Consider the following 25,014-nt stretch of genomic DNA (forward strand, 5'->3'; position numbering starts at 1 on the left):
GCGCGGCCCGTTGGCAGAGCTGGGCCGCAAACTAGGAGATGTTGTGAAGGGGTTGCGGATCAGAGCTCATAGTCGGCCACATGGCCCACCATGGCTCGGCCGATCAGATCACGGCTGAGGCGATCGCTGATCAACTCTGCGAACTTGTAGACGAAATTGCGCATATAAGCACCGCGCTTGAAAGCCACGCGCGCTACGCTTTCGCCAAACAAATGGCCCATGGGCCGCACGGCCAGGTCCTTGATGGGGTCGTCGCGCATGGCCATCTCGGCCACGATGCCAATACCCAGGCCCAGGCGCACATAGGTCTTGATCACATCGGAGTCGATGGCCTCCAGAACGATCTTGGGCGTCAACTGGCGGGCGGCCATGGCCGAATCGATCTTGCCCCGGCCGGTAAAGGACGGGTGGTAGGTGATCAAGGGCTCAGCCGCAATGTCTTCGAGGTTGATGCGCTCTTTTTGGGCCAAAGGGTGTTGGTGCGGCATCACCAGCACATGCTGCCATTCGTAGCAGGGCAGGGTCACCAGCTCGGGGTAGTCGGCCAGCGACTCGGTGGCCATGCCTATGTCGGCCTGCTCGTCGATCACCATGCGCGCCACTTCGGCGGGTGTGGCCTGGTGCAGGCTGACCGTCACTTTGGGGTAGTGCTCGCGCAGCCGCGCCACAGGGGTGGGCAGCACATAGCGCGCCTGTGTGTGGGTGGTGGCGATGGAGAGGGTGCCGCTGTCCTGGGCGCTGTACTGGTCGCCGATGCGCTTGAGGTTGCCGACCTCGCGCATGATGATCTCAATGCTTTTGAGAACCTGCTGGCCCGGCTCGGTGATGCGCTTGAGGCGTTTGCCGTGGCGCGCAAAGATATCGATGCCCAGCTCTTCTTCCAGCTCAATGATGGCTTTGGACACGCCCGGTTGCGAGGTGTGCAGCGCTTTGGCGGCCTCGGTCAGATTGAGATTGCGGCGGGCAGCCTCTTGCACAAAGCGGAACTGATGCAGGTTCATACAATGATTCGGAATATGAATTTACATCATTATGCTTGAATGGAATATAAAAAGCAGCCCACTGGCAGAGACCTGGCGCGCGAGACGGAATTTGTATGCATCCCGGCTGCCACGCGCCCGTCGAGTCACTCAGCTCGTCGGCCTGCAGCTTGCAAGTATTCACCTGCCATGGTTGCCAGCAGTTGGATCACCCGCGCGTCCTCGCCCATCGCCGGTGCAATAGACAGTTGCAGTTGCGGGTACAGCGGCGCAAGCGCTTGTACCAAGGCCGGAATATCTTCGCTGGCATGTTTGCCCACGCCAAACAGCAGCGGCCAAATCGTGATCTGCTGCAGCTGCGGATGGGTCTCCAGCAATTGCGCGACGGCCGGGCCCAGCGCTGGATCGCACCAGTCCAGGTAGGCGCAAGCGACGGCAGCCTCGGGCTGTGCCTGCTGGACCTGCGCCAACAGGTGCTCGGCATTGCGGCGCCAGACGGGGTCTTTGGAGCCGTGGGACAGCAAGATCAAACCGGTGACAGGGGCGGGAGATGGCATGGTGCGATGGGTGGTTGGCAAGGGGGTGAAAGGTGTTTGCGGCTGTAAAGCTTGGAACCTTTGAACATTATCGCTTTCCCATAGCGGGGCGCGACTGGGCGCCCGCGCAGATACCGCGTGTAGCAAAATGTACAGCTTGCCCGGCAGGATGCAGAAAACCTGCCTATCCCGTGCAACGCTTTACACAGCCTACATATTTAGCTGTAAAAATAGTAGTTTGCTCTACCTGAAGCCAAAACCGATGATGCCGGATGTTTCCAATTTTTCGCGCCAGCCCCTGGCACTGTTTCAATCTTTGGCAACCGTCGAAAAGCTTCATTCATCGCGTGTGCTGGGGCACACTGCCCGCGTAGCCGCTGTGGTGCTGGCCATCAGCTTGCTGGCTGCGTGCTCCGACAAGGCTGCGCCCCCCGCCGCTGCACCGCAGGAGCCTGAGGTCGGCGTCATCACCGTACAGTCTTCAGCGCAGCAGCTGACGGCCGAGCTCCCAGGCCGCACCAGCGCTTTCATGATGGCCGAGATCCGGCCCCAGGCCAATGGCATTGTGGAAAAGCGCTTGTTCACCGAAGGCGCAGCCGTCAAGGCCGGCCAGGCCCTGTACCAACTGGACGACCGCCCCGCGCGGGCCGCAGTCAACAGCGCCGAAGCGGCCGTGGCCAAGGCCAAGGCATCGGCGCAGACGGCACGCAGCAATGCCGCGCGCAACAGCGAGCTGGTCAAGATCGATGCCATCAGCCGCCAGGTGTTTGACGACAGCCAGGCGCTGGTGGCCCAGACCGCTTCCGATGTCGCCGTTGCCCAGGCCGCCCTGGACAATGCCCGCATCAACCTGCAGTACACCCGCATCAGCTCGCCCATTGCCGGCAAGGTCAGCACATCGGCTGTCACGCCGGGCGCGTTGGTCACCGCCAACCAGGCGACCGCGCTCACCACCGTGGTGCAGCTCGACCCGATGTATGTGGACTTCACCCAGTCCAGCACCGAGATGCTGCAGCTGCAGCGCGATTTGAAGGCCGGGCGCTTTCAGCGCCTGGATGGCGACCAGATTCCGGTGCGTATCCGCCTGGATGACGGCACCGAATACAACCACCAAGCCAAGCTCAAGTTCTCCGGCGTGATCGTCAGCGCCACCACGGGCACGGTCACCTTGCGTGCCCAGGTGCCCAACCCCGATGGCGTGCTGATGCCCAATATGTATGTGCAGGCCTTGCTGCCCACCGCCGTGGCGCCTGATGCGCTGCTGGTGCCCCAGCAATCGGTGGTGCGGGACCTGACGGGCAAGCCTACGGTGCTGGTGGTCAACGCCGAGGGCAAGGTGCAAAAGCGGGCGCTGCAGCTGGACCGTGCGGTTGGCAGCCAGTGGCTGGTGGGCAGTGGCCTCCAGTCGGGTGAGCGCGTGGTGGTCGATGGCTTCCAGCGGGTCAAAGAGGGTGACAAGGTGCGGGTGACCGATGTGGATCTCAAGGCCCAGGCGGAGCGTGCGCGCAGCCCTGGCAGGGTGCCCGGCCAAGCCCCGGCCCCGGCTGCTGCCCAGTAAGACACCCTAGAACCCGAGACTGCATCCATGGCACAGTTTTTTATCCAGCGCCCCATTTTTGCGTGGGTGATCGCCATCATCATCATGCTTGGCGGGGCCCTGTCCATCTCCAAGCTGCCGCTGGAGCAATACCCTGAGATTGCTCCGCCGCGCGTCACCATCGGCACCCAGTACACCGGCGCATCGGCCGAGACGGTGGAGAACTCCGTCACCCAGATCATCGAGCAGCAGCTCAAGGGCATTGACAACATGCTCTACATGAGCGCGACCAGCAATGCCTCCGGTCAAGCCCGAATTACCTTGACCTTTGCGCCCGGCACCAATGTCGATGTGGCCCAGGTGCAGGTGCAAAACAAGATCCAGGGCGCGCTCAACCGCCTGCCCGAGTCGGTCAAGAGCCGGGGCGTCTTCATCAACAAGGGCGGCCAGGATTTTCTGGTCACCTACAGCTTCTACTCCCAAGACCCAACCATGACCGAGGTGGACATTGGTGACTACATCAATGCCAGCTTGGTCGATGTGATCGGGCGCCTGGAGGGCGTGGGCGACATCAATGTGTTTGGCACCTCGTATGCCATGCGTATCTGGATGGACCCGGCCAAGATGGAGAAATTTGGCCTGATGCCCTCGGACCTGACCAATGCGCTCAACGCGCAGAACGCCCAGGTCTCGGCCGGCCAGCTGGGCGCGCTGCCGGCGGTGAACAACCAGCAGCTCAATGCCACCATCACGGCACGCACCAAGCTCAAGACCGTGGACCAGTTCGAGGACATCGTGCTCAAGGCGGCCACGGATGGCTCGGTGGTCACCATCAAGGACGTTGCCCGGGTGGAGCTGGGCGCCGAGAACCTGAACGTCCAGGCCAAGCTCAATGGCATGCGCGGCGCGGGCATGGGCATCATCCTGGCCGATGGCGCCAACGCCATGGCAGTGTCCGATGCGGTGGCGGCCAAGCTGGCCGAGATGAAGCCGTATTTCCCCAACCAGATCGACTACTTCGTCAGCTCGGACTCCACACCCTTTGTGCGCGCTTCGATCCATGAAGTGGTGGCGGCGCTGGGCGAAGCCATGGTGCTGGTGGTGATCGTCATGTTCGTCTTTCTGCAAAACCTGCGCGCCACCTTGATCCCGGCCATTGCCGTGCCGGTGGTGCTGCTGGGCACCTTCGGCGTGCTGTCGATTGCCGGCTACTCCATCAATACCCTGACCATGTTTGCGATGGTGCTGGCCATTGGCCTGCTGGTGGACGATGCCATTGTGGTGGTCGAAAACGTCGAGCGGGTCATGCATGAGACGGGCATGTCCCCCAAGGAGGCCACCAAGGTGTCGATGCGCGAGATCACGCCGGCGCTGGTGGGTATCGGGGTGACGCTGTCGGCGGTGTTTGTGCCCATGGCCTTTTTTGGCGGCTCCACCGGTGTGATCTACCGCCAGTTTTCGATCACCATCGTCGCGGCCATGGCGCTGTCGGTGTTTGTTGCGCTGACCTTGACGCCTGCACTGTGTGCCACGCTGTTGAAAGCGCCCGAGCATGGGGGCGGCCACGAAAGGGCCATTCGCAAGGGGCTGTTTGGGATCAGTGACCGGTTCTTCCGCTGGTTCAACCGCAATTTCGACCGCACCGCCAACCGCTACCAGGGCATCGTGGCGCGCAGCCTGCGCCGTGCCAAGCGCATGATGCTGATCTTTATCGCGGTGCTGCTGGGCGTGTGGCTGCTGATGCACAAGCTGCCCACCTCGTTCCTGCCCGATGAGGACCAGGGCTTTTTGTATGTGAACGTCAACCTGCCATCCGGTGCAGCCGACGCGCGCCTGCAGGATGTGCTCGACGAAGTGCGCGAGTACCTGCTGGACCAGCCGGACATCATCAGCTTCAACCAGGTCTCGGGCCTCAATGGCGACCAGAGCTCGGCGCGTGGCTTTATTCGCCTCAAGCCCTGGGCGGATCGTACGCTGGCCTCGCAGTCTGCAGCGGCCATTGCCAACAAGGCCACCAAGGATCTGGCCCGCATACGCGATGCGCGGGTGCTGGTGATTTTGCCGCCAGCGGTGCGCGGCCTGGGTGCCAGCTCGGGCTTCAACTTCATGGTCAAGGACATCAACAGCATTGGCCATGACGGCCTGCTGGCTGCCAGCAACCAGGTGCTCAGCGCCATGCGCAGCAATCCCAACTTGACAGCGGTGCGCACCACCAACCTCGATGATGCGGCCGAGTTGCGCGTGGATGTGGATGACCGCAAGGCCGCAGCACTGGGCCTGTCCTATGCGGACATCAACAGTGTCTTGTCCAGCGCGATGGGCGGCACCTATGTGAACGACTTCCTGAACAACGGCCGCGTCAAACGCGTCTACATCATGGGTGATGCCCCCCACCGCATGCTGCCCCAGGACATCGCCAAATGGACGGTGCGCAACAAGAACGGCGAGATGGTGCCTTTTGGCGCCTTCTCGGACAGCCACTGGGCCTATGGCTCGCCGCAGCTGCTGCGCTACAACGGCAGCCCAGCCTATGAGTTTGAAGGCCGCGCCGCGCCTGGCGTGAGTTCGGGCGCTGCGATGCAGGAGGTCGAGGCCATCTTGGCCAAGCTGCCCGCAGGCTTGGGCTATGAGTGGACGGGGGCCTCGCTGCAAGAGCGCCAGTCCGGTGCGCAAGCGCCCATGCTCTACGCCATCTCGATTCTCTTCGTGTTCCTGTGTCTGGCCGCTTTGTACGAGAGCTGGACCGTGCCGCTGTCGGTGATGCTGGCCGTGCCACTGGGCGTGATCGGGGCGTTGCTGGCCACTTATACACGCGGCTTGACCAATGACGTGTACTTCCAGGTGGGCTTGCTCACTACCGTGGGCTTGGCGGCCAAGAATGCCATCTTGATTGTTGAGTTCGCGGTGCAATTGCAGGAGCAGGGCAAGCAGCTGTTTGACGCCACGGTGGAAGCCGTGCGCCTGCGCCTGCGCCCCATCTTGATGACATCGCTGGCCTTTGGCTTTGGCGTGATTCCGCTGGCCATTGGTACCGGCGCCGGCGCGGGCGGGCGCAACGCCATTGGCACGGCGGTGCTGGGCGGTATGGTGGCCTCCACCGTGCTGGGTATTTTCTTGGTGCCGGTCTTCTTCCTGCTGATTCGCAGCTGGTTCCGCTCCCATAGCCGCCATGATGAGGCGCCTGCGCAGCCCAGCCCCGCGCAGGAGACCGCGCCATGAGCCGTTTTGACACTTTTTCCATGACCCGAGCCTACCGTTTGCCGCTGTCCCTGTTGGCAGCGGGCCTGCTGTCTGCCTGTAACCTGGCCCCGCAATACCAGCGCCCCGAGGCGGCCGTGCCCGCCACCCTGGATGGCGTGGCGCAGACCTTGCCTGCCGATTTTGTGGTCGAGCCCGCTGGGGCCGATGCCTTGCAATTGCTGCCCTGGCAGCAGTGGGTGGAGAGCGCTGGCCTGCGCCAGCTCATCGAGCTGGGCCTGCAGAACAACCGCGATCTGCGCGTCGCCATTGCCAATATCGAGAAGGCGCGTGCGCAATACGGCGTGCAGCGCGCCGACCAACTGCCCAGCCTGAACGCCAATGCCCAGGGCAGCCGCACCCGAACGGCGGACGATCTGCGCTCCTCCACGGCGCCATCGTCGGTCGCCAACCAGGTCAGCGTGCAGCTAGGTCTGGCCAGCTATGAGCTTGATTTTTGGGGCCGGGTGCGCAATCTGGGCGAAGCGGCCTTGCAGCAGTACCTGCTGGTGGAAGAAAACCGCCGCAGCGTGCAGCTGGGTTTGATCACCGATATCGCCAATGCCTGGGTGGCCTTGGCCAGCGACCAGCAGCGCCTACAACTGGCGCGCGACACCTTGGCCACGCGCGAGCAAGGCTATGGCCTGGTGCAGCGCATGCACCAGCTGGGCGCCACCAATGGCCTGGTGCTGGCCCAGAACCAGACAGCGGTCGAGACTGCCCGCAACGATGTGGCGGCCTACGAGTCCCAGGTGGCCCGTGACCGCAATGCCCTGCAGCTCTTGGTGGGCGGGCCCTTGGCGGGCGATATGCTCCCGCCCGCGCCGTCGGCATCGCTCAGCGCCAACGAGGTCAAAAGCGCTGGCTCTGGCCAGCTGCTCGATGGCGCAACGCCCCAGGTGAAAACGCCCGGTGTGGCCACGGCGATGACCGTGGTGCCCACCGGTCTGTCCTCCCAGGTGCTGCTGGCCCGGCCAGATGTGGCTGCGGCAGAGCACAGCCTGCAGGCCCAGTACGCCAGCATTGGCGCAGCACGCGCGGCTTTTTTCCCCACCATCAGCCTGACGGCCAATGCCGGCACAGCCAGCGATGCGCTCTCGGGCCTGTTCGATGGCGGCAACCGCGCCTGGAGCTTTGTGCCGCAGCTGCGTTTGCCGATTTTTGACGGGGGCCGCAACCAGGCCAACCTCGATATCGCGCAAGCCAACCGCGACGTGGCGCTGGCCCAGTACGACAAGTCCATCCAGGTCGCCTTCCGCGAAGTCAATGATGCATTGGCAGACCGTGCCACCATGCAGCGGCGCCTGAACTCGCAAGCGGCCCTGGTGCAGGCGGCCAGCCGGGTGCTGCAGCTATCGCAGGCGCGCTTCAAGGCAGGGGCTGATGATTTTCTGACGGTGCTCGATGCCCAGCGCAGCCTGTATGCCGCCCAGCAAACCCAGATCACCTTGATGCAGGCCGAGCAGGTCAACCGCATCAGCCTGTACAAGGCGCTGGGCGGAGGGGTGGACGCCACGCCCTGATGCGATCGGCATATGCGCATCGCTGCCAGGGCAATGCGCGCTGCACTACCATGGCGGCATGACTGATACCTTGCCCACGCCTGCTGACAGCATTGCCTCTCCCGAGTTTGACGAATCCCAGGCACAGGCGGTTGATGCGCTGATTGTGGGCGCCGGGCCCGTGGGCATGTTTGCCGCATTCCAGCTGGGCTTGCAGGGCGTGCAAGCCCATATCTGCGACAGCTTGCCGCAGATGGGGGGGCAGTGCATTGCCCTCTATGCCGACAAGCCCATCTACGACATCCCTGGCATTGCGCTGTGCACCGGGCGTGAGCTGGCCGCGCAACTGCAGCACCAGATCCAGCCCTTTCACCCCGTTTTTCATGGCCATACCCAGGTCGCGCAATTGCTGCCCCATGGCGACGGCCGCTGGCGTGTGCAGTTGCAGGCCATGGATGGCCCGCCTACCACCTGGTTGCTGGCCCGTAGCGTCGTGGTCACCGCTGGTGTCGGTGCCTTTGTGCCCAAACAGCTGCGCCTGGAGGGGCTGGATGCCTGGCTGGGCAGCCAGGTGTTCTACCACCCGACGCTGGACGATGAATGGCTGGCCCCGTTGCTGGCCGCCCATCCGGCGCCGCGCATTGTGGTCAACGGCGGCGATGAGTCTGCGCTGGAGGCCGTATTGGCTGCCGCTGCCCATCCTGCATTGCAAACGGCCAGCCTCGTCTTGATGCACCGGCGCGAGCAGTTCAATGCCCCAGAGGCGATGCTGGAAAGCTTGGCGCAGCTGCGCAGTACGGGGCGGGTGCAGGTCGTTATTGGCATGCCCCAGACCGTCGAGGCGGGCAGCTGTTTGCAGGGCCTAGGCTATGTGGATGCCGATGGCCAGGACCAGCGCATTGCCTGCGACCAGCTCTGGGTGTACCAGGGTCTGTCACCCAAGCTGGGGCCTTTGCTGGATTGGAACCTGGCGCTGGAGAAAAAGCAGCTGCAGGTGGCGACCGACACTTTCCAGACCAGTGCCGCGGGCATCTATGCGGCCGGGGATATCGTCAGTTACCCGGGCAAGCGCAAGCTGATCCTGAGCGGTTTTTACGAAGCCACCATGGCCGCAATGGCCGCCATAGAATACCTGCGCGGCGAAAAACTGCTGCTTGAATACACGACCACCAGCAAACGCCTGCATGCGCGTCTGGGCGTCAGCCATCCTGATTGATTACTCCCTTGCTGAAAACTCTCCATGCCGACTACTGCGCTATCTATCCGCCACGCCCGATTCCCTGATGACCTGGACCAGGTGGTCGCCATCTTTCGTGAATACATTGCCAGCCCCAAGGCGGATTTGGGCTTCCAGAACTCCGAAGTAGAACTGGCGGCACTGCCCGGCAAATATGCGGCGCCCCAAGGCCGGCTGCTGCTGGCCTGGCAAGGCGATGCGGTGGTTGGCTGCGCCGCGTTGCGGGCGGTGGATAGCGAATGCTGCGAGCTCAAGCGTGTGTATGTGCGGCCCGCAGCCCGGGGCCTGCAGCTGGGCAGGCGTTTGGTTGAGCAGATGCTGCAAGAGGCCCGTGCCGCCGGTTACCAGCGCATGGCGTTGGATGTCTTGCCCGAATTCCAAACCGCGCAAGCGCTGTACCGCCAATTGGGCTTTGTCGATGCGCAGCCGGTCAGCGTCAACCCGGTGCCTGGAACCGCCTTTCTGGCCCGAACGCTGTAGTTGACGGGATAGCGGCCGCACTGCGGCGATAATCCCCCCCGAAACGAACAACAGAAGGCGTAGCGGCAATGGCGGTGATGGTGTCTTTGGTACCGGTGGTGCTGTTCATTGCACTCGGCTATTGCGCAGGGCGCATGGGCTGGGTCAAGGCCACGTCGGTGCGCGATCTGTCGAATATCGTTTTTCTGATTCTCACGCCTGCCTTGCTGTTTCGCACCATGAGCACGGTGCGCGTGCAAGAGCTGAACCTGCAGACCATTGCGGTCTATTTCAGTGCGGCGGGCCTGCTGTTTGTCTCCACCTTGCTGTGGCAGGGCTTCACCACCTTGGGGGCGGCCCGGGCGCTGGCCAACTGTTTCAGCAACAACATCATGATCGGTGTGCCGCTGGTGGGCATGGTGTTTGGTGAAGAGGGCCTGGTGACCCTGTTCACCATCGTCTCAGTGCATGCGCTGATCCTGATGACGTCGGCCACCATCGTGTTTGAGCTGGCCGTCATGCACCAGCAGCAGGTGGCGCAAGGGGGCGCGCGCAGCTACCGGGCCATGGCCATCACCGTGGGCCGGGCGCTCAAGAACGGCATCATCCACCCAATTCCGCTGCCCATCATTTGCGGCCTGCTGTTTGCCCAGACCTGCTTGCAGATGCCGGAGGTGATCGACAAATCCCTGCAGTTGCTGGCCCAGGCGCTGGGGCCGATAGCGCTGATGCTGGTAGGCATCACCTTGTTCTACAGTGCCGTTGGCCGCTATGTGCTGCCCGCCAGCCGCATTGCCTTTGCCAAGCTGATCGTGCACCCGGCACTGCTGCTGGCCATTGGCTGGCTATGGGGCTTGCGTGGCCTGCCCTTGGTGGTGCTCGCCACGGCGGCATCGCTGCCAGTGGGGGCGAATGTGTTCCTGTTCACCCAGCGCTATGAGGTGGGGCGCGAGGAGGTCACCGCGAGCATTGCGGTATCGACCAGCCTGGCCTTGGTGACCATACCGCTGCTGCTGCTCGGTCTGGCGCAGTTGCTGGCCTAGGGCTAGGTCGCTGGCTCGGCTGTGGGCTGTAGCCGGAGCTGCATCAGCAGCTCATCGTGCAGCTCGCCATCGACCAGCAAGGCTGCAGGCTCGGTGCCATAGGTTTTGAAGCCCGCTTGTTCATACAAGCGAATTGCACTGCCACTGGCCGCGTTGACACTCAGATGGACCTGCACGGCACCGGGCACCTGGCGGGCAAAGGCCACGGCCCGTGCCAAAAGCGCTTGCGCTATCCCTTGGTTGCGGTGGCTGGGCGCCACATAAACGCCCCACATGGCCATGCGATGCCGGGTTTTGAGGGCGTCCTGGCGGCGAATGCCCAGCATGCCGACCAGCTGGCTGTGTGCAAATGCACCGAGCACGCCTTGGTCAGCAGCAGGGGCCAGGCGTGCTTCGATTACCGCCAAGGGGCGGTCTTTTTCTTCTTCGTAGCTGGAGCCAAAGGCGCTGGGCGATGCACGCAAACCTGCCAGGCGCAGCGCCTGAAAGGCGGCGGCATCATCGGGTGTCAGCCAGCGGATGTCGTAGGCGCGTGCAGCCAGACTGGTCATGGTGCCAGACGTTCACGAATCCAATCGGCCCCGTCTTGCCGGTAGCGCAGGCGGTCGTGCAGCCGGCTCTTGCGGCCTTGCCAGAACTCCCAGGTGTCGGGCACCAGGCGAAAACCACCCCAGTGCGGCGGGCGGGGGGGCTTGAGCAAGAACTGCGCGCCATACTTGGCGGCATTGGTCACCAGCACCGTGCGGCTGTCGATGACCTGGCTTTGCGGGCTGGCCCAGGCGCCGATGCGCGAATCGAGTGGGCGGCTGTTGAAATAGGCATCGCTTTCCGCGTCTGAGACTTTCTCCACGCGCCCCTCGATGCGCACCACGCGTTCGAGCTCGACCCAGTGGAACATCAGCGCAGCAAAGGGGTTGCCAAAGATCTCGCGGCCCTTGCGGCTGTCGTAGTTGGTGTACCAGACAATGCCACGCGCGTCGTATCCCTTGATCAGCACAATGCGGGTGCTGGGCCGGGCATCGGCCCCCACCGTGGCCACGGTCATCGCGTTGGGCTCGGGCAGCTGCGATGCCACCGCCTCGTTCATCCAGCGGTCAAACTGGTCGATGGGGGCGGCGCAGGAGGCCGCATCGTTCAGCTCTGCGCGCTCATAGCTTTTGCGCAAATCGGCAATGGAGTGGGAGAGTTCGCTCATGGCCCGATTGTGCATCGCTTTGGGCCCAGGCAGGCACAAAAAAGCCTGTGGGCCGCCAGGCGCCACAGGCTGGGCAGAGCGGGGAGGGACGCTTACTGGATCACACCGCAGCCCAGGCGCGCGCCGGAGTTACCGGTGGGCTGGGTGGTGTAGTCATCCTTGTCCTTGTGGACCACCACGGCGCGGCCCTTGATATCGCTGGGCTGGCCGGTGCCGATCGACAGGTCCTTGGTCTCCCAGACCAGAAAGGCCGTGCCTGCGGCATCGGCCATCAGGCTGGGCAAATCGCCCACGTGGGCCTGCGGGCCGGCCTTGCCGTGCTGGTGGCCGCCCGGATTGTAGTGGCCGCCCGCGCTCATGGCATCGGGCGACGAGCAGTTGCCGTTTTCATGCACATGGAAGCCATGCTCGCTGCCGGGCGCCAGGCCCTTGACCTGGGCCATCACGCGGACGGTATCGCGGTTGACCTGGTAGACGCGGAAATAGCCGCTGATGTTGTTGCCTTCGGTCGGGTTGATCGTCGCCTCGGCCACCGGGGTGGCGCGCTCGGTAGTGGCGCAGGCGCTCAGCATGGCGGCCACGGCGGCAGCGGCGGCGATTTTGGCGATAGATGGAATGCGTTGGATCATGCGAACTCTCCTGGTCCCTGAAAAATAAGGGTGATGACAAGCCCCTGTTTTTAGCACGCGGCGCGGCCGTTTTATGTAGTCTGATTGCCAGCAATAGCGCAGCGGGCTCAGGGCGCTGGGGCTGTGGTAAGCCGGGTGGCAACCAGATCCCAGACCGCCTGCGCGGCGGCCGGCAGGCTGCGCTGGCGGCGCCGCACCAGCATGATGGCCCTTTGCACCTGGGGTGTCAGATCGCAGACCTGCAGGCTGCTCAGCCCCTGGGCGGGGAGGGCCAGCCCCGGCATGATGCTGATGCCAATGCCCGCCTCCACCATGCGAAACGCGGTGGTTACATGGCCCACCTCCTGCACGACCGGGCTGTGCTCGGGCCCGCAGCCGCTGGCCAGCAATGCGGCATCCATCAGCCGGCGGCTGCCCGATGCATGGTCGAGTAGCACCAGTGGCTCGCCGCGCAGCTGGTCCCAGCGCAGTGCAGCGCCCGGCTTGCGGGCGCTGGCCAGGCGATGGCTTGCGGGCAGTACCGCCACAAAGGGGTCGTGCTGCAAGCTGATGTAGTCCAGGTCACCCAACTCGGGCGGCTCGACCACCAGGCCAAAATGCACATCGCCACTGCGCACCTGGGCCAGTACCTCCTGCTGCAGGCGGTCTACCAGCTTGAGCTGGATCTGCGGCAGCGCCTGGTTGCAGGCTGCAATGCAAGCGGGCATCAGCGCGGCGGACAGGGTAGGGCTGCTGGCGATGCGCACCTGGCCGCGCGCGGCATGGCCCACATCGGCCACTTCTGCCAGCGCGTCGGCCAGCTCCTGCAGCAAGGGCGCGCCTTTCTGGGCCAGCAGCTGTCCGGCATCGGTCAGCAGCACCTCGCGGGTGGTGCGGTCCAGCAGCCGCACATGGAGCTGGCCTTCCAGCTCCACCATGGCGCGGCTTACGGCGGACTGCGTCAGCCCCAGGGTCTGACCGGTCTGGCTAAAGCTGCGGCACTGGGCAACGCAGAGAAACACCTGGAGTTGGCGAAGGCTGACATGCATGGCGGGGTCTGACAAAAAGCGGATGGCGGTTATTTATGACTTTAAATCATTAATCAATCTTATAAATTAATTTTACTTTCGACCGCGAACGGCGTCCAATGGCGCTCATGAAATTCCGTCCCGACAACTTCACCCTGATGCTGGTGGCCACCGTGCTGCTGGCCAGTTTTCTGCCTGCCACCGGCCAGGTGGCCAGCAGCTTTGAGGCCTTGACCACCGCCGCTGTGGCGCTGCTGTTCTTTCTGCACGGTGCCAAGCTCTCGCGCCAGGCCATTTTGGCCGGCATCATGCACTGGCGGCTGCACCTTTTTATTGTGGGCAGCACCTTTGTCGTGTTTCCCTTTCTGGGTTGGGCGCTCAAGCCGCTGCTGACCCCGCTGGTTTCGCCCGAGCTGTACGTGGGGGTCATGTTCCTGTGCGTGCTGCCGTCCACGGTGCAGTCGTCGATCGCTTTTGTGTCAATGGCGCGGGGCAATATCCCGGCTGCCATTTGCAGCGCATCGGCCTCGACCTTGCTGGGCGTGTTCATCACCCCGCTGCTGGTGAGCGTGTTTGTCACGGCGCACGGGGCCAGCGGTTCCTTTGTGGATGCGGTCGGCAAGATTCTGCTGCAGCTGATGCTGCCCTTTGCGCTGGGCCATCTGCTCCAGCGCTGGGTGGGCCCGTTCATCAAGGCGCATGGCAAGCTCACCAAGGTGGTGGACCAAGGCTCCATCCTGCTGGTGGTCTACACCGCCTTCAGCGCCGCCGTGGTGCAGGGCATCTGGCGCCAGGTGTCGGTCTCCACCCTGGGGGGGCTGCTGGTGATCAGCGCCATCATCCTGGCACTGGCCTTGCTGCTGACCACCTTTCTGTCCCGGCGTCTGGGTTTTGACAAGGAAGACGAGATCACCGCTGTTTTCTGCGGCAGCAAAAAGAGCCTGGTGAGCGGCGTGCCCATGGCCAAGGTGCTGTTTGCCAGCAGCACGGTGGGCATGATGGTGCTGCCGCTGATGCTGTTCCACCAGATGCAGCTGATGGTCTGCGGCGTGTTGGCCGCCAAGTACGCCAAGCGCGCGCAGCTGGCGGAGAAGGAGCAGTTGGCCGCTGCAGCCGCAGGCAAATAGCCTGGGTGGTGGGATGGGGCAGCGCAGTTGTGCGGTGCAGGCCGCCGGTGCTGGCTTACTTCAGCGCCGGTGTAAAGCTGATGCTGTATTTCTCCAGCGCCGGGCCCACCTCCAGCTGCAGCTGGCGGCGCTTGACCGCCGGGTTGCCGCCACTGACATTTGCGCTGATCTGGATGGCCTTGCCTTGGGCGCGGCAGCGCAGGTTGCTGAGGCTAAGGCCGGCGCTGTCGTCGTTGATCTCTGCAAACCCCTGCGTGTGGGCGGCCACGCCGCGCCAGTGGGGCGTGTCGTCTGGCTGGTTCATCCACTGCACAAACAAATAAGACTGGCCGTTTTGCTCCCCCTGCACCACGCGGTAGGGCTGGGCCGCCTTTTTGCTGCCCTGGTTGCGGTTGCCGCAGAGCTGCACGCTGGTGACGCTGTCGCTCACGCTAAAGCGGTTGGCGCGGGTTTCCGCCGCTTGGCTGGAAAAAGACGCGGCCAGGATGGCGCTGAAAAGGGCCAGGCTGGCCAGATGGCTCGCTGTGCGGTAACGCATGGATGGAATCGGATCGCTAAAAAAGGGGGGTGATGCCGCTGCTGCCTGCTACCTGCTGTCTGCTGAGGGTTGGCTGCGGTGCATCGGCAAGCGCTCCATCATAGGCCTGCGCCAGGCAGCATCCAGGCCAGCGTGGGAGCAGCGCCTGCAAATTTGCGCAAAACATCGCAAGTGATTGCAATTGGGCTGGCTGGGCGTTTCAGGCGTTGGTCAGATCCGCAATGGCTTGCGCCAGCCGCACGATGCTGAGCGGCCCGCAGCCTTCGGCCTCGTTGCTGATGGTCACATAGGCGGGCTGCCCTTTGCCGCAGATGCCGGCCAGGGTGCTGGCCAGCAGTGCCAAGGTCGGCGGGTCCGGCTGCTGGATGCGGTCAAACGGCGCCAACTGCTTTTCGGCATCGGCGTAACCGTAGGGGCCAAAGATGGGGTTCACATTCCAGCGGCAGACCAGTGGGCCGGGCCACAGCGCACGCAGCAGTGGCAATTGCTCGGGCATGCGCGGCATTTTGGCGTGCAGGCCCAGGCAGTAAGTGGCACCGGCATGGCGCAGAATCTGGGTCAGATGCGGCGCTACGTCAGGGCGCAGCCAGTCGGCGTCGCGCACCTCAAAGGCCACAATCGGCCGCTGCTCTGGCGGCAAGCTGGCCAGTTCGGTCTGCACGGCCAAGGCCAGTTGCTCCAACTCTGCCAAGGTCTGCGCCAGGTTCAGCACCCGGTTCAAGGGCAGGGGGCTGAGCTGGAACAGCAGCACGCCAAGCTTGTCGAGCAGGCCTTCGCAGGCGGGGCGCACATAGCTGCTGAGGGCCAGTTCCACATTCAAAAACGCCGGGTTGGGTTCTTTGCCCCTCCCGTCTTCGCTGCGCACCTGGGCATCGCAGACCAGTGCCGGTGCTTTGACGATAAAGCGAAAGTCTGCCGGCACCTGGGCCGCATACAGCGCATATTCAGACGGGGCCAGCGGGCGGTAGAAGCTGCGGTCAATGCTGACGGTGCGCAGCAATGGATGCTTGGTATAGGCATTGAGCCCACGCTGGGCGAGGATGCGTTCGCTATAGCCTTTGGCCCAGACCATGCCTTCCCAACCGGGGTAGGACCAAGAGGAGGTGCCCATGCGCAGCAGCGCAGGCATGGCGGGCGCCAAGTCCTCGCCAAGCAAGGGATGGGCGGCAGCCACTGCTTGCGCACGGCTGCGGGGAAGTGGGGCAGGGGGCGGCGATGCGGGGGGCGCGCTGTTTTGCGGCGCTGCCAACGCCGACGCGGCAGGCGCAGGCGCTGCGCCAAACAGGTCCAGGTTCTGGTCGGGGTCAGGGGACATCGCAGGCCAGTATGCCACCAAGCCAAGGCTGCAGCGGGATTCGCATTGTTTGACGATTGGCCCGGCAAGCCCCCCAACGCAGCGCAGCCAGCGGCATCGCTGCTACGAAAATTACATATTTCAAATCTGGCAACTGTTCAAATACTCAGTGGCCGCCGGCAGCTATGGCACACTGGCTCTTTTGCCAGAGAAGCATTGGAGCGAGCACAGAGCATGCAAAAAATCATTGCGCAGATTGCGGCCGAGCTGAAGGTTGCCGAATCCCAGGTGACGTCAGCGGTGGAATTGCTGGACAGCGGTGCGACCGTGCCTTTCATTGCGCGCTACCGCAAGGAAGCCACCGGTGGTCTGGATGACACCCAGTTGCGGGACTTGGCCGAGCGCCTGATCTATTTGCGGGAGTTGCAGGATCGGCGCGAGACGGTGCTCAAAGCCATTGACGAGCAAGGCAAGCTGACCGATGCCTTGCGCCTGGCGATTGCCCGCGCGCCCACCAAGCAGGAGCTGGAAGACATCTACCTGCCCTTCAAGCAAAAGCGCCGCACCAAGGGCCAGATTGCCAAGGAATTTGGCATTGAACCGCTGGCCGACAAGCTGTTTGCCGACCCCAGTCTGGACCCTCAGCAAGAGGCCCAGGCCTTTTGCAAGCCCGCCACCGTGCTGGACGACGGCAAGCCGGGCCCGGATTTCTCGACCCCGCTGGCGGTGCTCGATGGCGTGCGCGACATCTTGTCCGAGCGCTGGGCCGAAGACCCGGCGCTGGTGCAAAAGCTGCGCGAATGGCTTTGGGCCGAAGGCCTGCTGCGCTCCAAGAAGGTCGAAGCCAAGAACGAAGCCGACCCCGAGGTCACCAAGTTCCGCGACTATTTCGACTACGACGAGCCCATTGGCCGGGTGCCATCGCACCGTGCGCTGGCGGTGTTCCGTGGCCGCGCGCTTGAAGTGCTGGAGGCCAAGCTGGTGCAGCCGGAGCTGCAGCCCGGCGTGGCGCCCGAGCCCGGACAGCCCAGCCTGGCCGAAGGCAAGATTGCCCTGCACCTGGGCTGGAGCCATGGCAAGCGGCCCAGCGATGACTTGATCCGCAAGTGCGTGGCCTGGACCTGGCGCGTCAAGCTGAGCCTGTCCACGGAGCGCGATTTGTTCTCGCGCCTGCGCGAGGATGCAGAAAAAGTGGCGATCAAGGTGTTTGGCGACAACCTGCGCGATTTGCTGCTGGCCGCCCCTGCCGGCCAGCGCGTGGTGCTGGGCCTCGATCCGGGCATCCGCACCGGCGTGAAGGTGGCCGTGGTGGACCATACCGGCAAGCTGGTGGACACCACCACCGTCTACCCGCATGAGCCGCGCCGCGACTGGGACGGCTCCCTGGCGGTGTTGGCCCGCCTGGTGGAAAAGCACCAGATCAACCTGATTGCCATTGGCAACGGCACCGCCAGCCGCGAGACCGATAAGCTGGCCGCCGACCTGATCCGCATTGCCGAGAAGGTCGACAAAAAGATCGAAAAAGTGGTCGTCAGCGAGGCGGGCGCCTCGGTGTATTCGGCCAGCGAATTTGCATCGCAAGAGATGCCCGATGTGGATGTGAGCCTGCGCGGTGCCGCGTCGATTGCCCGCCGCCTGCAGGACCCGTTGGCCGAGCTGGTCAAGATCGACCCGAAAAGCATTGGCGTGGGCCAGTACCAGCACGACGTCAACCAAAGCGAGCTGGCCCGCCAGCTGGATGCGGTGGTGGAAGACTGCGTGAACTCGGTGGGGGTGGACTTGAACACGGCATCGGCCCCGCTGCTCAGCCGCGTGTCGGGCCTGTCGGGCACCGTTGCCAAATCGGTGGTGCGCTGGCGGGATGCCAATGGCTCCTTCAAAAACCGCAAGCAGCTGATGGACGTGGCCGGCCTGGGGGCCAAGACCTTTGAGCAGGCAGCAGGCTTTTTGCGCATTCGCGGCGGCGACAACCCGCTGGACATGACCGGCGTGCACCCGGAAACCTATGCCGTGGTCGAGCAGATCATTGCGACGACCGGCAAGCCTGTGGACCAGCTGATGGGCCGTGGCGAGGTGCTCAAGGGCCTCAAGGCCGAGCGCTTTGTGAGCGAGAAGTTTGGTGCCGTCACCATCTCGGACATCCTCGGCGAGCTGGAAAAGCCCGGCCGTGATCCGCGTCCTGATTTTGTGGTTGCCCGCTTCAATGAAGGCGTGGAGGACATCAAGGACCTGCGCGAAGGCATGACTTTGGAAGGCACCGTCAGCAACGTGGCCCAGTTTGGCGCCTTTGTCGATCTGGGCGTGCACCAGGATGGCCTGGTCCACGTCAGCCAGATGAGCTACAAGTTCATCGAGGATGCCCGCGAAGTCGTCAAGACCGGCCAGATCGTCAAGGTCAAGGTGCTGGAGGTGGACCCGGAGCGCAAGCGCATCAGCCTGACGATGAAGCTCGATGCCGTGGCCCCGCGCCGCGATGGCCCGCGTGATAATCGCTTTGAATCGGCCGGCCGGGGCAACCAAGGCGGTGGCGCCCGGGGTGGCTACACGCAGCCCGCCCGCGCAAACCAACCCGCGCAGCAAAACGCGATGGCGTCGGCCTTTGCCAAGCTGCAAGGCCTTAAGAAGTAAGCGCCGGGCTGATCGCCTGCCCAGACCGCAAGTGCCCCCGGCCTTGCGGTTTTTTTATGCACGCATCGCAAACCTCCAAAAAATCAGCCAAAGATGACAGCCGGTGCACCGAATATTGGATGTAATAGCAGCTTGCGCTTTCCCCATCTTCTGAGCTCTCCCACCCCATGCCACCCGACCAACCCCTGCCTGACGATGTGCCCCCGGCCCAGCCCGTTCCCGGGCCCAAGCGGCCGCTGCGTGCAGAGCCGCATGAAGGGGGCCGTGCTGGCAGGCGCTCTGCTGGGCGCCGCCGTGTAGGCAGCACGACGCAAGACACGCTGGCTCCGCTGCTGGCGATCGTCCCCGGTCTGCGTTTGATGGTGGGCATGGTGATTGCCGCCGTGGTGATCCTGGGCCTGTATGTGGGCAGGGATGTGCTGCTGCCGGTGGCCTTGGCGGCCTTGCTGGGATTTTTCCTGGATCCGGCGGTGAGCCGGCTCAAGCGTTGGGGCCTGCCCCGCGTAGTGTCGGTCGCCTTGGTGATGGTGCTGGCCTTGGGCGCGCTGGGCGCGGGTGCGATTTACGTGGGTGGCCAAGTCACCGGCTTGAGTGCCGAGTTGCCAACCTACCAAAACACGATTCGCCAGAAGCTGCGCAACATCAAACCCTACTTCAATGGCCCCGGCGTGTGGGATGGCGCCGTCAAGGTGCTCAATACGGTGGAGACGGAGATTGCGCAAGGCGATGCACGCGCGCGCCGGGTGCAAAAGGTGGAAGTGCAGGAGCCAGCCGTCAAGCCGATTCAAAAGGCGCTGGAGCTGCTGGCCAAGGTGGCAGAGCCGCTGGCCACCACCGGCATTGTGTTTTTGTTTGTGGTGTTGATCTTGCTGGACCGCAGCGGCCTGCAGGACCGTTTGCTGCGGCTGATGGGGCCCAACACCCATATGGCCTCCGATGCGCTCGATGATGCTGCCACCCGCATCGGCCAGTACTTGCGCATGCAGCTTTTCGTCAACCTCAGCTATGGCGTGCCTATGGCGCTGGGCCTGTGGTGGATTGGGGTGCCCGGCGCGATTCTGTGGGGCATTCTGGCGGCGGTGCTGCGCTTTGTGCCCTATATCGGGCCCATGGCGTCTGCGGTTTTCCCGCTGACCTTGGCATTTGCGGTGGACCCGGGCTGGAGCCTGCTGCTGTGGACCTTGGCGCTGATTGTGCTGCTGGAGCTGCTGAGCAACAACATCGTCGAGCCCTGGCTGTATGGCGCGAGCACGGGCCTGTCCACCTTGTCCATCATTTTGGCAGCGACCTTTTGGACGGCGCTGTGGGGCCCCATTGGCCTGATTTTGTCGACGCCGCTGACGGTGTGCCTGCTGGTGCTGGGGCGCTATATCCCGGGAATGGGATTTTTGGAAATATTGCTGGGCAGCCAGGCGGTGTTTGACCCGCCGGAGAAACTGCTGCAGCGCCTGTGGCGCGGTGATGTGGACCAGGCCATCGACGTGGCCTCGGAGAATATTGACCAAGCGCTGCCGCCCAAGCCCAGCCAGCAAGAGCAGGCGGTGGCCGTTACCCATTTCTATGACGAGGTTGCCGTACCGGCGCTGACCATTGCCGCGCAGCAGTACCGCAACGCCGCCAGCCCGCCGCAACGCCAGCGCCTGTCGGAGGCGGTGGCCATGCTGCTCAGCGGCCTGCAGCGCCACTACCGCCCCGCGGCGCTGACGCCGGTGGCCGAAGGCCAGCCGCCGACACCCACCATGGTGTGTGTCGGCATGCAGTGGGATATTGACCGGCATGCCGCCACCATGGCCGCCCATGCGCTGCGCCTGCATGGTGTGGACAGCAGCACGCGTGCGGTGTCGATCGAGACGGTTCTGCGCCAAGGCGATCTCTCCCTCTATGACGGCGTGCGCCATCTCTGCATTTGCAGCTTTCACCCGAATCCAATGGGCAGACTCGGCCAAATGTGCGAGAGCCTGCGCCAGCGCTGTCCGCAGCTCAGCATCACCGTCATGCTGCTGGGCGCGCAGGGCAGGGGGCCCATGCGGGCAGAGACCTTGAACAGTATGCGCGCGCACCATGCCGTGTACCAGATCAGAGAGCTCACGAGCTTGGTGGTCGGCGAGCCCGCTGCAGCGATGGATCCAGAAAACCTGCTACCACGCTGACAGCGCAGCTTTGTGTCAGCGCGAGGAGGGCGGTCTCACGCCGGCCCGGTGTTTTCAATCGAAAGGCCGCTCGCCCAGCGCGCCGACCACATGGTCCACAAAGCAGGTGATGCGTGAGGCCAGGGCCGTATTGCGGTAGTACACCGCATGGATGGACTGGCGCACATCGAGCAATTGGTCTTCGAACAAGGGCAGCAATTGGCCGCTTTCGCGATCTGCCCGGGTCATGAAGTCCGACAGGCAGACTATCCCAAAACCGGCCAAGGCCATGTGGCGCAAGGTTTCGCCGCTTGATGAGGCGATGGCCGGCTGTATGCGCAGCATCTCGCCGGCGCCATCGCGCAGCGGCCATTCGTTCAATGATTCAGGCTGGGTAAAACCCAGCAGTACATGCTGGGCCAATGCCTGGGGGTCGCGGGGTGTGCCATGGCGCTGCAGATAGGCGGGGCTGGCCAGCACCCGGATGCGGCTGCTGCCCACCGGCCGCGCATGCATGCTCGAATCCTTGAGCGCGCCAATCCGAAAGGCCACATCGCTGCGCTTTTCGATCAAATCGACAATGCCTTCGTGGGAGTGCAGCTCGAGTTCCACCTCCGGGAATGCCGCTCGAAAACTGTCCACCAGCGGCACCAGCACATGCAGCATAAAGGGCGTGGCGGCATCGACCCGCAGACGCCCGGCAGGGCGCACGCGCCGGGCGGCCATCAGCTCTTCGGCCTCATCGACCGATGTGAGAATCGCCCGGGCTCGCGTCAAGAATGCAGCGCCTTCCTCAGTCAGCTCCAGCCGGCGTGTGGTGCGGCGCAGCAGCGTGGTTTGCAGCTTTTCCTCCAGCCGGGCCAAGGTGCGGCTGGTGGCAGAGACGGTCAGGTCCAGCAACTCGGAGGCGGCCGTGATCGTGCCGGTATCGACCACGGCCACAAAGGCCTGCAGTTCATCGAGCGTGGTCTTCATTGTTGATCTGGCGTCAAAAGATTTTGGCGGCTATCGTGCTTAATCTGCAAATGTTAGCAGGGCACACTAGAGGCATGAAGTCTTCCGCTGTTTTGTTTGCTTTAGCCATTGGTGCATTCGCCATTGGCACGACCGAGTTTGCCCCGATGGGGCTTTTGCCTGTGATCGCCCAGGGCGTTGATGTCAGCATTCCCACGGCGGGCATGCTGGTATCGGCCTATGCCGTAGGCGTCATGTTGGGCGCACCGGTGATGACCTTGCTGTTCAGCCGCTTTGGCCGGCGGGCCGCGCTGGTCACCCTGATGCTGATCTTCACCGTCGGCAACCTGCTGTCTGCGCTGGCACCGGGCTACACCAGCTTGCTGCTGTCGCGGCTGGTGACCAGCCTCAACCACGGCGCTTTCTTTGGCATCGGCGCCGTGGTGGCCGCCAGCGTGGTACCCAAGGACAAGCAGGCCAGCGCCATTGCGGCCATGTTCATGGGCTTGACGGTGGCCAATATCGGCGGCGTGCCCGCTGCCACCTGGATTGGCCAGCAAGTAGGCTGGCGGCTGGCCTTTGCCGGCACCGCCGCGCTGGGCCTGGTCACCATTGCCGCGCTGTGGCTGGTGCTGCCCAAGGGCGAGCCTGGCACCCGGCCGGATGTACGCCGCGAACTGAAGGTGCTGACCCGCCCCGAGGTGCTGCTGGCCATGGGCACCACGGTGATGGGTGCAGGCGCCATGTTCACCCTTTACACCTATGTGGCCCCGGTGCTGACTGAGCTCACCCACGCCAGCCCCGGCTTCATCGCCTTTGCGCTGGTGCTGATTGGCGTGGGCTTCACCATCGGCAACAGCCTGGGCGGGCGCCTGGCCGATTGGTCGCTGGATGGTGCCACCCGCCTGATCCTGCTGGCCTTGGCCCTCATCATGCTGGTGCTGCCTTGGGCGCTGACCACCCATGTAGGCGCGGGCATTGGGCTGGTGGTCTGGGGCGCTGCGGCCTTTGGCATGGTGCCCCCGGTGCAAATGCGGGTGATGCAAGCGGCCGCCGAGGCGCCGGGATTGGCGTCATCCGTCAATGTGGGCGCCTTCAACCTGGGCAATGCCGTGGGCGCCGCTCTGGGAGGTGCCGTTATTGGCCAGGGCCTAGGCTATGGGGCGGTAGCTTGGGCGGGCGCGGCATTGGCTGCTGCTGGCTTGGGGCTCGTGTTGGTTCAGGCGCGCATGCGCCGTGGTCAGGCCTCATCGGCAGTGCCTGGCAATATCTAAACAGCGTTGGTTGGAAGGCGCCTCGTGCACGCTATTGGCTGCACGGAGGCGCTTTTTTGCTTTTCAAGGCATTCAGATCCCCAGCCGCTGTGTGCAGAGCAGGCGGCGATAGTTGATATTTCTTCAAAAGAATATTGCTAATACAGGGCTTTATCTGCAAGTATGAAAAGCGCAAACTGGGTGCCAATGCGGTGAGGGCGCTGTCAATTTGATACCGATGCAGGCCTGCCGCACCCCTTTGTCTGTGTTTTCCCCAAGGAGTCTTTCATGTCTATTCCTCGATTTGGTGTTGGTACTTTTCGTCTGCAAGGCCAGGTGGTCGTCGATTCGGTGCGCAACGCGCTGGAGCTGGGCTACCGCGCAGTCGATACAGCGCAAATTTACGGCAATGAAGCTGAAGTGGGCCAAGCTATTGCCGACAGTGGCGTGGCACGCGACGCACTGTATGTCACCACCAAGATCTGGACCGACAACTACAGCCAGGCCAAGCTGATCCCCAGCCTGAAAGACAGCCTTAAAAAGCTGCGCAGCGACTATGTGGACCTGACCCTGATCCACTGGCCCGCACCCGGTAACGGCGTGGAGTTGTCAGAGTTCATGACTGCGCTGGCCGAAGCCAAGGCCCAGGGCCTGACCCGTGAGATTGGCATCTCCAACTTCAATATCGACCTGACCCGCCAGGCCATCGCCGCCGTGGGAGCAGGGCAGATCGCCACCAACCAGATCGAGCTGAGCCCTTATCTGCAAAGCCAACAATTGACAGCTTTCCTGCAAGAGCAGGGCATTGCCGTGACCTCGTACATGACCCTGGCCTACGGCAAGGTGTTGCAGGACCCGGCGCTGGCCGAGATCGCGAAAAAGCACCAGGCCACCGTTGCCCAGGTGGCCTTGGCCTGGGCCTTGCAACTGGGTTACGCCGTCATCCCGTCTTCAACCAAGCGCGAGAACCTGGCCAGCAACCTGCTGGCCCAGCAACTGGTGCTGGATGCCGAGGACATGGCCCGCATCGCCCAACTGGAGCGCAATGGGCGCGAAGTGAATCCTGAGGGGCTGGCTCCGATTTGGGATTGAGCCAGTAACAGCCTTAGCTATCCAAGGCCTGCCGTTGCGCAGGCCTTTTTTTATGCACAGGAGCCGGGCGAGCCGCTAGGATGCGCGCAAATAACACGTAAGGAAATGTATGCATATCCTGATTGTGCTAGGTCTGCTGCTGGCCAGCGCAGCACATGCCCAAGAGGTGTACCCCTGCGGCAATAGCTACAGCTCCGAGCCTTGCAAAAATGCAAAAACCGTCGATGTCACGCCGGCAGTCCGCAACCCGGATGGGCCGCTGACCCAGCTGATCTACCTCTGCAAGCGACCCGATAAATCAGAGCTGTGGTGGATCGACCGGCCATGCGCGCAAGAGCGATGGACCTTGGTGGAGAGCGTCAGGGTGCCCAGCAATGTGGACTGGGACACCCAGTTAGCGATCGCTCAAAGAAAGCGGGCGCAGAGCGGGTCGCAAGCCAGCCATGCCCGAAATCGCTATTACTCCGCGGCGCAAAGCAGCGATCGTGCCAATGAAGGAGTCTGTGAGCAGCTCAGCCAACGGGTGGACGAGCTGGATCGCATGGCCAGAGCAGGCGGGTCGGTGCGCACCATGGAATGGATTCGGGCGCAACGGCAAGACGCGCGAGATCGGCAATTCACGGCGGGATGCTGAGGC

Annotated in this window: 21 protein-coding genes; 12 read left to right on the top strand and 9 right to left on the bottom strand. The window is 63.5% G+C overall.

Annotation, left to right across the window (positions count from 1 at the left end; translation table 11 throughout):
- Window positions 1-59: 59 nt before the first annotated feature.
- Entirely contained in the window at window positions 60-1,001 is a 942-nt protein-coding gene (locus M2375_RS05575; protein WP_259164465.1) for a CysB family HTH-type transcriptional regulator, read from the bottom strand.
- 125 nt (window positions 1,002-1,126) lie between these two features.
- Window positions 1,127-1,537 (bottom strand): sirohydrochlorin chelatase, encoded by a 411-nt coding sequence (locus M2375_RS05580; protein WP_259164467.1) that lies wholly within the window; start codon window positions 1,535-1,537, stop codon window positions 1,127-1,129.
- 328 nt (window positions 1,538-1,865) lie between these two features.
- Here M2375_RS05580 and M2375_RS05585 point away from each other — a divergent pair, with 328 nt between their 5' ends.
- From M2375_RS05585 to M2375_RS05610, 6 genes are all read left to right on the top strand, one after another.
- Window positions 1,866-3,074 (top strand): efflux RND transporter periplasmic adaptor subunit, encoded by a 1,209-nt coding sequence (locus tag M2375_RS05585; protein ID WP_404979275.1) that lies wholly within the window; start codon window positions 1,866-1,868, stop codon window positions 3,072-3,074.
- Window positions 3,075-3,101: 27 nt separating this feature from the next.
- On the top strand, window positions 3,102-6,272 hold the full coding sequence (locus M2375_RS05590) for an efflux RND transporter permease subunit (protein ID WP_259164469.1): 3,171 nt from the start codon (window positions 3,102-3,104) through the stop codon (window positions 6,270-6,272).
- 20 nt (window positions 6,273-6,292) lie between these two features.
- On the top strand, window positions 6,293-7,813 hold the full coding sequence (locus tag M2375_RS05595) for an efflux transporter outer membrane subunit (RefSeq protein ID WP_259164786.1): 1,521 nt from the start codon (window positions 6,293-6,295) through the stop codon (window positions 7,811-7,813).
- Between the two features lie 58 nt (window positions 7,814-7,871).
- A complete protein-coding gene (locus M2375_RS05600; RefSeq protein WP_259164471.1) occupies window positions 7,872-9,008 on the top strand; it encodes an NAD(P)/FAD-dependent oxidoreductase in 1,137 nt (378 codons plus the stop codon).
- A 24-nt stretch (window positions 9,009-9,032) separates the two neighbouring features.
- Window positions 9,033-9,509 (top strand): GNAT family N-acetyltransferase, encoded by a 477-nt coding sequence (locus M2375_RS05605; RefSeq protein WP_259164472.1) that lies wholly within the window; start codon window positions 9,033-9,035, stop codon window positions 9,507-9,509.
- A 77-nt stretch (window positions 9,510-9,586) separates the two neighbouring features.
- Window positions 9,587-10,531: an AEC family transporter gene (locus M2375_RS05610; RefSeq protein ID WP_404979276.1), complete on the top strand. Its 945-nt coding sequence runs from the start codon at window positions 9,587-9,589 to the stop codon at window positions 10,529-10,531.
- A 2-nt stretch (window positions 10,532-10,533) separates the two neighbouring features.
- Here the strand turns inward: M2375_RS05610 and M2375_RS05615 are convergent, their stop codons facing one another.
- The 4 genes from M2375_RS05615 to M2375_RS05630 all read right to left on the bottom strand — a co-directional run bounded on the left by M2375_RS05615 (window position 10,534) and on the right by M2375_RS05630 (window position 13,383).
- Window positions 10,534-11,082: a GNAT family N-acetyltransferase gene (locus M2375_RS05615; RefSeq protein WP_259164474.1), complete on the bottom strand. Its 549-nt coding sequence runs from the start codon at window positions 11,080-11,082 to the stop codon at window positions 10,534-10,536.
- Complete coding sequence (pdxH, locus tag M2375_RS05620; RefSeq protein WP_259164476.1) at window positions 11,079-11,726, bottom strand: pyridoxamine 5'-phosphate oxidase; 648 nt, start codon at window positions 11,724-11,726, stop codon at window positions 11,079-11,081. The genes M2375_RS05615 and pdxH overlap by 4 nt, the downstream gene beginning before the upstream one ends.
- Window positions 11,727-11,818: 92 nt before the next feature.
- The gene (locus M2375_RS05625) at window positions 11,819-12,355 is read right to left on the bottom strand and encodes a superoxide dismutase family protein (protein ID WP_259164477.1); all 537 of its coding nucleotides are present in this window, start codon (window positions 12,353-12,355) and stop codon (window positions 11,819-11,821) included.
- Window positions 12,356-12,462: 107 nt separating this feature from the next.
- Window positions 12,463-13,383: a LysR family transcriptional regulator gene (locus M2375_RS05630; protein WP_259164478.1), complete on the bottom strand. Its 921-nt coding sequence runs from the start codon at window positions 13,381-13,383 to the stop codon at window positions 12,463-12,465.
- Window positions 13,384-13,481: 98 nt separating this feature from the next.
- Between M2375_RS05630 and M2375_RS05635 the strand changes: the two genes are divergently transcribed.
- Window positions 13,482-14,489, top strand: coding sequence for a bile acid:sodium symporter family protein (locus M2375_RS05635; RefSeq protein ID WP_259164479.1), 1,008 nt, complete (start codon window positions 13,482-13,484; stop codon window positions 14,487-14,489).
- 55 nt (window positions 14,490-14,544) lie between these two features.
- On the opposite strand, the gene M2375_RS05640 is transcribed toward M2375_RS05635, so the two are convergent.
- Window positions 14,545-15,027: a hypothetical protein gene (locus tag M2375_RS05640; RefSeq protein WP_259164481.1), complete on the bottom strand. Its 483-nt coding sequence runs from the start codon at window positions 15,025-15,027 to the stop codon at window positions 14,545-14,547.
- A 199-nt stretch (window positions 15,028-15,226) separates the two neighbouring features.
- Window positions 15,227-16,342, bottom strand: coding sequence for a DUF72 domain-containing protein (locus M2375_RS05645; protein ID WP_259164482.1), 1,116 nt, complete (start codon window positions 16,340-16,342; stop codon window positions 15,227-15,229).
- A gap of 213 nt (window positions 16,343-16,555) precedes the next feature.
- On the opposite strand from M2375_RS05645, the gene M2375_RS05650 reads away from it, so the two are divergent.
- Together M2375_RS05650 and M2375_RS05655 are read left to right on the top strand one after the other, a co-directional pair.
- Window positions 16,556-18,949: a Tex family protein gene (locus tag M2375_RS05650; RefSeq protein ID WP_259164483.1), complete on the top strand. Its 2,394-nt coding sequence runs from the start codon at window positions 16,556-16,558 to the stop codon at window positions 18,947-18,949.
- 167 nt (window positions 18,950-19,116) lie between these two features.
- Window positions 19,117-21,099, top strand: coding sequence for an AI-2E family transporter (locus M2375_RS05655; protein WP_259164484.1), 1,983 nt, complete (start codon window positions 19,117-19,119; stop codon window positions 21,097-21,099).
- 54 nt (window positions 21,100-21,153) lie between these two features.
- On the opposite strand, the gene M2375_RS05660 is transcribed toward M2375_RS05655, so the two are convergent.
- A complete protein-coding gene (locus M2375_RS05660; RefSeq protein WP_259164485.1) occupies window positions 21,154-22,053 on the bottom strand; it encodes a LysR substrate-binding domain-containing protein in 900 nt (299 codons plus the stop codon).
- Window positions 22,054-22,127: 74 nt separating this feature from the next.
- Between M2375_RS05660 and M2375_RS05665 the strand changes: the two genes are divergently transcribed.
- The 3 genes from M2375_RS05665 to M2375_RS05675 all read left to right on the top strand — a co-directional run bounded on the left by M2375_RS05665 (window position 22,128) and on the right by M2375_RS05675 (window position 25,011).
- Window positions 22,128-23,306, top strand: a complete 1,179-nt coding sequence (locus M2375_RS05665; protein WP_259164488.1) for an MFS transporter — start codon at window positions 22,128-22,130, stop codon at window positions 23,304-23,306.
- 267 nt (window positions 23,307-23,573) lie between these two features.
- Window positions 23,574-24,377, top strand: a complete 804-nt coding sequence (gene dkgB / locus M2375_RS05670; RefSeq protein WP_259164489.1) for a 2,5-didehydrogluconate reductase DkgB — start codon at window positions 23,574-23,576, stop codon at window positions 24,375-24,377.
- 109 nt (window positions 24,378-24,486) lie between these two features.
- Entirely contained in the window at window positions 24,487-25,011 is a 525-nt protein-coding gene (locus M2375_RS05675; protein WP_259164491.1) for a hypothetical protein, read from the top strand.
- Window positions 25,012-25,014 lie beyond the last annotated feature (3 nt).

Source organism: Comamonas sp. BIGb0152, assembly GCF_024809975.1.
GTDB lineage: Bacteria > Pseudomonadota > Gammaproteobacteria > Burkholderiales > Burkholderiaceae_C > Comamonas.